This window comes from Streptomyces sp. NPDC054961, assembly GCF_053609145.1.
Window position 1 is genome coordinate 687 of record NZ_JBSGWY010000004.1, and the last position, 8733, is coordinate 9419.

General features: G+C 74.7%; 7 protein-coding genes. 2 read left to right on the top strand and 5 right to left on the bottom strand.

The genetic code is table 11. The annotated features are described in order from the left end of the window. Positions 1-46: 46 nt before the first annotated feature. Complete coding sequence (locus ACWF9Z_RS05845) at positions 47-1402, bottom strand: CoA transferase (protein ID WP_453597862.1); 1356 nt, start codon at positions 1400-1402, stop codon at positions 47-49. Positions 1403-1666: 264 nt separating this feature from the next. On the opposite strand from ACWF9Z_RS05845, the gene ACWF9Z_RS05850 reads away from it, so the two are divergent. Further along, positions 1667-2614, top strand: a complete 948-nt coding sequence (locus ACWF9Z_RS05850) for an ion transporter (RefSeq protein ID WP_453597864.1) — start codon at positions 1667-1669, stop codon at positions 2612-2614. A 134-nt stretch (positions 2615-2748) separates the two neighbouring features. On the opposite strand, the gene ACWF9Z_RS05855 is transcribed toward ACWF9Z_RS05850, so the two are convergent. Then, on the bottom strand, positions 2749-3951 hold the full coding sequence (locus tag ACWF9Z_RS05855) for a beta-ketoacyl-[acyl-carrier-protein] synthase family protein (RefSeq protein WP_453598301.1): 1203 nt from the start codon (positions 3949-3951) through the stop codon (positions 2749-2751). After that, positions 3951-4235, bottom strand: coding sequence for an acyl carrier protein (locus ACWF9Z_RS05860; RefSeq protein WP_453597866.1), 285 nt, complete (start codon positions 4233-4235; stop codon positions 3951-3953). Before ACWF9Z_RS05860 ends, ACWF9Z_RS05855 begins: the two co-directional genes overlap by 1 nt. A gap of 192 nt (positions 4236-4427) precedes the next feature. Between ACWF9Z_RS05860 and ACWF9Z_RS05865 the strand changes: the two genes are divergently transcribed. Beyond that, complete coding sequence (locus ACWF9Z_RS05865) at positions 4428-5210, top strand: lysophospholipid acyltransferase family protein (RefSeq protein ID WP_453597868.1); 783 nt, start codon at positions 4428-4430, stop codon at positions 5208-5210. Between the two features lie 27 nt (positions 5211-5237). On the opposite strand, the gene ACWF9Z_RS05870 is transcribed toward ACWF9Z_RS05865, so the two are convergent. Then, the gene (locus ACWF9Z_RS05870) at positions 5238-6773 is read right to left on the bottom strand and encodes a hypothetical protein (protein ID WP_453597870.1); all 1536 of its coding nucleotides are present in this window, start codon (positions 6771-6773) and stop codon (positions 5238-5240) included. A gap of 96 nt (positions 6774-6869) precedes the next feature. Beyond that, entirely contained in the window at positions 6870-8273 is a 1404-nt protein-coding gene (locus ACWF9Z_RS05875; protein WP_453597872.1) for a lipase family protein, read from the bottom strand. Positions 8274-8733 lie beyond the last annotated feature (460 nt).

The following is an 8733-nucleotide window of genomic DNA, read 5'->3' on the forward strand; positions in this document are numbered from 1 at the left end:
TGGCGGCACGTGCGCCGGGGCGGGCGGGGGGCGGGGGGGCCGGGTATCAGAGCCATCGGGGGCGGTCGCTCCCCCCCGGGGTGGGCCCGGGCCCCCACCCCCCCCCCCCCCGCGGCCACGCCGCGTACCGCAGCGTCCCGTACCCCGATCCGGTCTCGCGCAGCCACGGCTCCGGCGCGTACGCGGAACCGGCCCCGTCGGCCCCGACCGCCCCGTCGACCCGCGGCACGTCACGGACCAGCCACGACGCCGTCCCGGCGAGGGAGAACCGCAGCGCCTTCCCGCCGCCCTGCGCGAGGGCCCGCAGGACACCGGCCGCCATCAGGTACCCCGTCGCGTGGTCCAGGGCCTGCGCCGGCAGCACCCCGGGGCCCCGCCCGTCGCCGTAGGCCGCGGAGATCCCGTAGCCCGCCTGCACGAGCGAGTCGAACCCCCTGCGGTCCGACCACGGGCCCCGCCACCCCCACGCGCACAGCTGCGCCACCACCAGCCCCGGGCGCTTCGCGAGCAGGTCGTCCGCTCCCAGCCCGTACCGCTCCAGCGCCCCCGGCCGGTACCCCGTCACCACGACGTCCGCCTCGTCGAGGAGCCCCTCGAAGACCGCCCGGTCCGCCGCGTCCCGCAGGTCGAGCAGCGCCGACCGCTTGCCGAACCCGGTGTCCGCGTACGAGTCCCCGGACTCCTCGAGGCCCGGGGAGTCCACGCGCAGCACGTCCGCGCCCAACAGCCCGAGCGTCCGCGTGGCCACGGGCCCGGCGATGACCCGGGTCAGGTCCAGCACCCGCACCCCGGCCATCGGCCGCGCGCCGGCACCCGTGCCGACACCCGCACCAGGGCCGAGGGGCCGTCCGCGTCCGCCCGACTCCCTCGTCTCCACCAGCGGTTGCGGGTCTCCGTACGGCTCCGCCACGGCCACCGCCAGCCCGCCCCGCGCGTACACCGCTTCCTGTACGTCCACCGCCGACCGCCGGGAGACCGCCTCGGCCACGCCCTCCGGCGTCCCGGCCGCCAGGACCCGTATTAGCGCGGCCTCGTGGTGCGGGTAGTTCGCGTGCGTCCGCACCCATCCGTCGGCCGCCCGCCAGAAGCCGGACAGCGGGGCGAAGACCACCGGCACCCGTCCGTCCACCCGCAGGTGCCGCTCGCTGACGAACGCCGTGGCCACGGCCCCCTCGTCGACCACCAGCGGAGCCACGTCGTCCGCCCCGCGCCCGGCCCGTACCGCGGCCAGCTCCGCCGCGGCCAGCGCGCACGCTCCCACGCTGGCCCGTGCCAGTTCCCGTACGGGCAGCGGCCCGTTCGCCAGCCCGCTCGTACCCCGGTAGGCGACCCGGCCCACCAGTTCCCCGGTCCCGCCCAGCGCGGCCCAGGCCTGTGCGGTCCCACCGTCATGACGCGTCATGGCACCCATTCTCGCGCCGGGCGACGGCTGCGTACGCGCGTGCGGCGGCGGGTGGGGACGATCCGGGGACGCCCCACCGGCCCCGGGGCGGGGGCGGGCGTTCCCCGATCGGGCGATGTGTCGTTCCAGGGCGTCTCGTCTGCGCCCTTCAGGCGTTACACGACCCGGAACATGATCAGCGCCTCGGCGGCCCCGTCCCTCTGTCGCGTCGCAGGCCGGCGCGTGCGGACCGGGGGCGGCCGACGGCCCGCACGAGGGAGCACGATGACAGACCCGACCACGGTGGCCTCCGGGCGCGAAAGGTTCGCCGCGCACTGCCGTGCCGTGTGTGAGGCGCCCGCCTTCTCGCTCGCCGTCTTCACGGTGATCCTCTTCAACGCCGCGCTGCTGGGCATCGAGACGTACAGCGGCCTGTCCGCCGAGTACGCCGGCATCCTCGCCAGGACCGAGCGCTTCTGCGTGATCGCCTTCACCGTGGAGATGCTGGTCCGCCTGGGCGCGCACGCCGACCGGCCGAAAGCTTTCTTCCAGGATCCCTGGAACGTCTTCGACCTGCTGGTCGTCTCCTCGGCCTTCGTCCCGTTCCTACGGGAGAACACCACCCTGCTGAGACTGCTGCGACTGGCGCGCGTGCTGCGCACCGCGCGGTTCATGCCCCAGCTGCGGATCCTCCTGGTCGCCGTGGGCCGCAGCGTGCCCGGCACCGTCAGCTTCCTCTTCGTCGGCGCCTTGATCATCTACGTGTACGCGATGATCGGATGGATCTGCTTCGCCGGCCACGACCCCGCTCATTACGGCTCGATCGGCCGGGCCGGGCTCACCCTGTTCCTCCTGATGACGCTCGACGGCCTGGGGGACGCCGTCCACGCGGGCCTGGCCGTCTCCCCGTTCAGCATCCTCTACTACGCCTCCTTCGTGCTCTTCGGGTCCTTCGTCCTGGTCAACGTCCTGATCGGGGTGGTCCTCAACGCCCTGGAGGAGGCCCGCGAGATGGAGGCGGAGAGCGAGCTGGCGGCGCGCAGGGCGTCCGGGGACGTGCTGCCGGACGCGGCCGACGAACTGCGGCTGCGGATCGCGGCGGTGCGCAGCGCCCTCGACGACATGGAGACCCAGCTCGATCCCCCGGACCGAGCTCCGGCGTCGGCGAAGGCGACGGAGGCCGGACTCGAGGCCCCTTCCCGGCCGGAGCACGCGGCGGCGGGCGCCCGGTAGAGCTGCGGGAAGGCAGGAAGAAGGGCGCCCCCCGTCCTCGGGTGGACGCCCTTCCCCCGTCCCCGCCGCTTCCGTCCCCGGCCCGACGCTGCCCCGGCCGACGGGGCCCGGCGGCCGTGTCCCGGCCGCCGCTCTCAGGCGCGCGCGAGGACGGCCACGGCGTTGTGCCCGCCGAACCCGAAGGAATTGCTGATCGCGACCGCCGACTTGTGGTCCCGGGGCCCACCCGCGACGACATCGATGCCGGTGTCCGCGTCGACGGTGTCCAGCCCCGCCGTGGGCGGCACCGCGTCCTCGGCCAGGGCGAGGACGGTCAGCGCCGCCTCGATGACCCCGGCGGCGCCCAGCGTGTGGCCGAGCGCGCCCTTGGCCGAGGTGACGGGCGGCCGGTGGGGGAACACCCGCCGCAGGACTCCGGCTTCGACGCTGTCGTTCTGGCGGGTGGAGGTCCCGTGCGCGTTCACGTGGTCCACGTCGTGCGCGGCGATGCCGGCGTCCGCGAGGGCGGCCCGGGTGGCCTGTTCGGCCCCGCGGCCTCCGGGATGCGGCGACACCAGGTGGTGGGCGTCGGTCGCGGCGGCGTAGCCGATGAGGCGGGCGAGGGGGCGGGCGGAGCGGGCCGCGGCGTGCTCGGCGCGCTCCAGGACCACGGCGCCCGCGCCCTCGGCGATGACGAAACCGTCGCGGGCGGCGTCGAAGGGCCGCGACCCGGTGTTCGAGAGGGCTCCCAGCTGGGTGAAGCCGGTCACCAGCAGGCGGGTGACGGCCGCTTCGGCCCCGCAGACGAGCGCGATGTCGCACTGACCGGTCGTCAGCAGATCGCGGGCCAGGCCGATCGCGGTGGTGCCGGAGGCGCAGGCGGTGGAGGTGAACAGGGAGGGACCGGTCGCTCCGAAGCGCAGGGCGATGTTGGCGCAGGTCATGTTCACCAGATGGCCGGTGAGGAAGTACGGAGAGACGAACTCGGCGCCCAGCTCCGCCATCCGGGCCCGGGCCTTGTCCTGGGTCAGGGCGCCGCCCACGGCTCCGGCGGCGACGACGGCGACCCGGCCGCCGTCCCACGCGCCGGGATCCAGTCCGGCGTGCTCGAGCGCCTGCGCCGCGGCGACGAGGCCGAAGCGGTCGACCCGGTCCAGGTGGGCCGCGCCGCGAAAGCGCAGGACCGGGTGGTCCAGCTCCGGTACGCGGCAGCTGAGGGAGACGGCCAGGCCCTCCAGGGCGGGATCGGTCGCGGCGGTCGTGCGGCCCGCGAGAACGGCCGACCACGTACTGTCGCGGTCGCATCCGGCCGGCGTGACCAGGCCGAGCCCGGTCACGACGACCTCGGGGCGTCGGATCAACGGTCGGTCCGTCGCGCCTCGACGGCTTCGGCGAACGCGGCGAGCGTGGTGTCGCGGAGCTCCTCCTCGTCCACCTTCACCCCCAGCGCCTCCTGCACCACGATGGCCATCTCGACCACCATGAGCGAGTCGGTGAGCAGGTCCGACATCCGGGCGTCGGACGTCACCTCACCGACCGGGACTTCGAACGTGCCGACGAGGAATCCGCTGATCAGATCGATCACGGGCACAGGTGCGGCGGCGGGCGTGGATACGGGGGCGGGTGCGGAAGCGGTCGTCACGTCAGCTCTCATTTGCGGTATTCCGGCCTGTGCAGCAAGGTGACAGCGGCGGTCGGCGGAGAAAGGGACATCAAGAGATATTCCCGGGCGGTCAATTCCCGTGCCAGAGAAATATCATGTCCGGATGCCTCGTCAAAAACTTGCCTGTTGCCATCCTTTCGGTGACACGAAATGCAAAAATGGAGACCGACTGTGGCGGAAAGCATCGCCGATGTGATCGAGGTGGGCGGCGCCGAGCTCCGGTACGCGAAGGAGCTGCTCGGCGGGGTGGGAGAGACCGCCTGGGACCGGCTGCTCGACTGGCTGGTGGACGACTACTTCCGGGTGGACAGCTCGGGTTGGGAGAACGTTCCCGCGGAGGGGCCCGCCGTCATCGTGGCCAACCACTCCGGCGCCTGGGGCCTCGACGCCTTCATCCTCCTCAAGGTGCTCACCCGCAATCTGAAGCGGACCGCGCACATCCCCGCGGCGCCCCTGACGTTCCGGTTCCCGGTCATCGGTTCGTACGCGCGGAAGAACGGCGCCATTCCCCTCGATCCGACGCTCGGACTGGAACACCTGACCGCCGGGGAACTCGTAGGGGTGTTTCCCGAAGGGATCGCGGGACTGGAAAAGCCCTTTCGCAAGCGCTACCAGCTGCGCCCGTTCAGCCCCGGCTTCGCGGTGACCGCCGTCCAGGCCGGCGCGCCCGTCGTACCGGTGTCCGTCATCGGCGCCGAGGAGGCGTACCCGAGGATGGGTGACGTCCCCTCCCTCGCCCGGCTGTTCGACCTCCCCTACTTCCCGCTGACCACGCTCCTCCCGCTGCCCTCGAAGTGGCTCGTCACCGTGGGCGAGCCGATCCCCGCGCCGCCCCGCCCCGAATCCTTCCGCGCCCGCTCGGCCGCGGCCCGGCTGCTGTGCACCCAGGCCCAGGACGCGGTACAGACCCTGGTGGACCGGGAACGGCGCAGGCGTGAGACGTCGTTCCGGTAGCTTCCGGAGGCTGCCGCGTCGACCCGCTCAGTCCGCCAGCCCGTCCGCTGCCCGCCGCACGCCGTCGGCGGCCTTCGCGCAGCGGTCCGCGTGGCCCAGCAGGGCCATGCGGAAGCGCTCGCCCTCCTCGTCCGCGTTCCAGCCGGCCTCCTCGGCGCAGGCGGTGAGGAGGCCGGCGTGCGCCTCCAGCCGATGGGCGCTCGACCGCGCGAGGACTCCGTAGGACGCGGGTGCGCCGCCTCGGGCGGGCGCCGGGGCAGGGGCGGGAACCGTGGTCCGCACCGGGGACCTCCTCGCCGCGGGCGCCGTCGTCGGCCCGTCCGCGAAGGCCACGACCAGGGACCGCGGACCGAGCTCCGCGGGCAGCCGGCCCGCGGTGAGGCCCGGGGAGACCACGAACGGGCGCGCGGCCGCGGTGACGGCGCGCACGGTCTCCGCGGCGACCAGCGCCGCGAAGCGGGTGGCCCCGCAATCGGCGGGCGCCGCGCACAGCGCCGACGGCCAGACGCCCGGGAGCGCGGCACCCTGCGGCGGCGACAGCCAGCCCGGCGCGCACAGGACCTCCGTGCCCGCGCCGATCGCGAGGCCCTCCCAGACGAACGGCGTCCGGACCCGGTACACGGCGGCGGCCACGGGAGGGTAGCGGCGCAGTGCCCGGGCTACGGCCTCTTCCGGCGCGGCCGCCGGCTCGACGGTCTGCAGGGCCAGGGCCTGGAGGGCGGTCGTGGCGGCGGCCTCGGAGACCAGCGCGAGCGCGTGCGCGACGACCTCGGTCACGGTGCCCGGACCTGCGGCCGGACCACCGGCCGCGCCGGTGCCCCGGTCGGCGCTCCCGCCGGTGCTCCCGCCGACGCTCCTTCCGGCATCGGCCTCGACCAGTCGGCCGAGCAGCGACGCGGGGTCCGGGTCCTCCACGTACGGGGCCAGCCGCCGCCGGAGTGCCGCGGCCCAGGCCTCGTAGGCCCGGCGGTCCGGCGTGGGGGCGGCCGCCGTCGCCCGGTCGGTCACCTCGCTCAGCAGCGTGTCCTCGACGGCCGCGGCGCCCACCACCACGCGCCGGCTCAGCCGCGTCATCGCGCCGTGCCAGTCCCGCCACTCCAGGGTGTCGTCCCCGCGCCGGGAACCCATCACCTCGTCCACGGCGAGGGCCACGAGCGCGGGGAGCTCCCCGCCGGGTCCGGTGACGCTCCGGCGCAGTGCCACGTGCGGCGACAGCCCGTACCGGCGGCCCCCCGCGGTGAGTCCGACGGCAGGCTCGAGCGCCCCCTCCTCGTCAGCCCGCAGGAGGAGGGCCTCGGCGTCCGCGGGGACGAGGGGGACGAGGAAGCTCCCGAAGGGCGTGCTCAGCCGTACCGGCCGTCCGGAGCGGCTGCGCCTCAGGTGAGCCAGCAGGGAGCGCGTCACCCCCTCCCGCGTCAGCGCGGTGAGGCCCAGCGCGCGGGCCGGCGCGTCCGTCCACGGGAGCCGCTGCGCGGCCATGGCCGCGCTGAACACGGCGTTCTCCAGGGCCCAGGCCGCCACGGGAGGCCGCACCGCCGTTGTCTCGCTGTCGGCAGAACGCATCGGAGGATCTCCCTCAGGGTCGGTCGGAGGAGGCGGGGTAGGGGGTAGGTGCGGTCGGCGTCGCACGCGTGGCCGGACGCCGGGCGCGCGCGGTCGTCACCTGTCGCGCAGCATGTAGGGCTGGTTGCCGACGATCTCACCGTCGTAGGCGCCGATCAGCGCGTTGACCCGGTCCCGGTAGTGCCGCATGCCCGCGCGCAGCGTGTCCGAGTACGCCTGCGGGGCGTGCGACAAGGGGTAGTCGTACGAATCGTCCAGCCAGGCGAGCTCGGTCCAGCTGTCGGGAATGTCGTTCGGCGAGGCGGGCCCGCGCCCGTCCAGCATCGGGATCACGTCGTGGTTGTTGACCAGGCTGATCACCCGGGTGGTGTGGTCGGCGGGCCGCTTGCCGTCGATCGGCGAGCCCAGCGTGACCACGTGAGTGACCCGGTAGCGGGCGGACACCTCCACGTCCGCAGCGAGGTTCATCGCGGTCAGCCCGCCCAGGCTGTGCCCGACGAACATGAGCTCGGACCCGGCCGGCACCCCGGCCCGCACCAGCACCTTCCGCGCCGCGCGGCTGTACGTCGTATCGGCACGCAGCAGCCCGTCGAAGGCGCCCACCAGGTCCTGCGGGGTGCTGTTGCTCAGGAGCCCGAAGCTCGTCCCGGGCAGCAGCAGGACGTACCGTACGGCGCCGTCGGCGCACGCGACCCGGCGCAACAGCACCAGCCCGTGGTTGCCGAGGGCGCCGATGTCGTTGACGTAGCTGACGATGTCGTTGGCCGAAGTCGCCAGCACCTTCTTCAGGATGGAGTCCGCCTCCGTCCTCTCGGCCCTCCCCGGGCCGGGGTTGAGGTACTTCACCAGGGTGCTCGGCAGCCCGAGGAACGGATCCGTGGCCGGCACGCCCCCCGCGAGCGTCACCCAGGAGAAGCCGTCGTTGCCCGGGTTCTCGTCGAGGAGGCCCAGCAGGGCCAGGAGCTCCATGATCACCGGGCTGACCGTGGTCAGGGCGCGCGTGACCCCGAAGCGCTCGATCAGCGCGTACAGCGCGCGCAGCGCCTCCAGCCGGTTCCCGGCGACCACGGCGTCCGTCAGGCGCCTGGCGAACGGCGAGTCCAGATTGGGGTGTTCGGCCGCGATCGCCCTGATGCGCAGGGCGAAGGCGTCGACCGCCATGGACACGCTGGCGGGCCGCCGGTACGTCACGTTTCCCGCGACCCGGGCCAGTTCGCCGAACAGCCCGCCGTTCGCTCCGAAGCCGAGGCCCGAAGGACTGGTCAGCGCCCCGAGGCAGGAGGTCACCGCGCCGAGCGCCCAGGCGGGCCGGCGCAGCGCCTCCCCCGCCGTGCGCCAGCTGGAGAGCGCGGCCGTCAGCTCCGCGGCCGCCTGCTTCGCGGTGAGGGCCGCGTCCGCGAGGAGCACCGAAGCCGCCAGCAGGAGCTCGGCGTCGGTACGCCCCGGGCCGGCACTCGCGTTCCCGCCCGTGGCCACAGGGGCGGGCGCGGGCGCGTACACGGCCGCAGGCGCAGACGCAGGCGCAGGCGCAGGCGCAGGCGCACCAGAACCGTCATCCGCCTCCTCGTCCGCATCCGGCCGGACCTCGACCGCGTTCCCGGCAGCGGTCGTGCGCTCGCTCTCGCTCTCGCTCTCCGGATGCTGCCGCGCGGGCAGCGGAATCCCGGCCACCTCGTCCACCGCCTGAGCCGTCACGGTCCTCCCTCTCGTGCCTGCGCAACGGCTTCGCCCGGTGGCCGTTGTCCGCACCGGCATGCTGGCAGCCCCCGCGGCCCGGTCCGTACGGGGCCACCGACCGCTCCGGCGCTCCGCTCTGCCCCGCCCGGGGTGCGATCCACCGCCGGATGCCTTCCGGGCCGCGGCCCGGAAGGCATCCGGCGCACCGGTGGCCCGGCCCCCCCGGGGGCGCGTTAGTGGCTCCCCGGGGGGGTGCGCCCCGGGGGCGCCGGGGTAGATACCC

Excerpts from the sequence above, each read along its gene's own strand:
- ACWF9Z_RS05845 (WP_453597862.1), bottom strand. The coding sequence starts at position 1,402 with ATGACGCGTCATGACGGTGGGACCGCACAGGCCTGGGCCGCGCTGGGC.
- ACWF9Z_RS05850 (WP_453597864.1), top strand. The coding sequence starts at position 1,667 with ATGACAGACCCGACCACGGTGGCCTCCGGGCGCGAAAGGTTCGCCGCG.
- ACWF9Z_RS05870 (WP_453597870.1), bottom strand. The coding sequence starts at position 6,773 with ATGCGTTCTGCCGACAGCGAGACAACGGCGGTGCGGCCTCCCGTGGCG.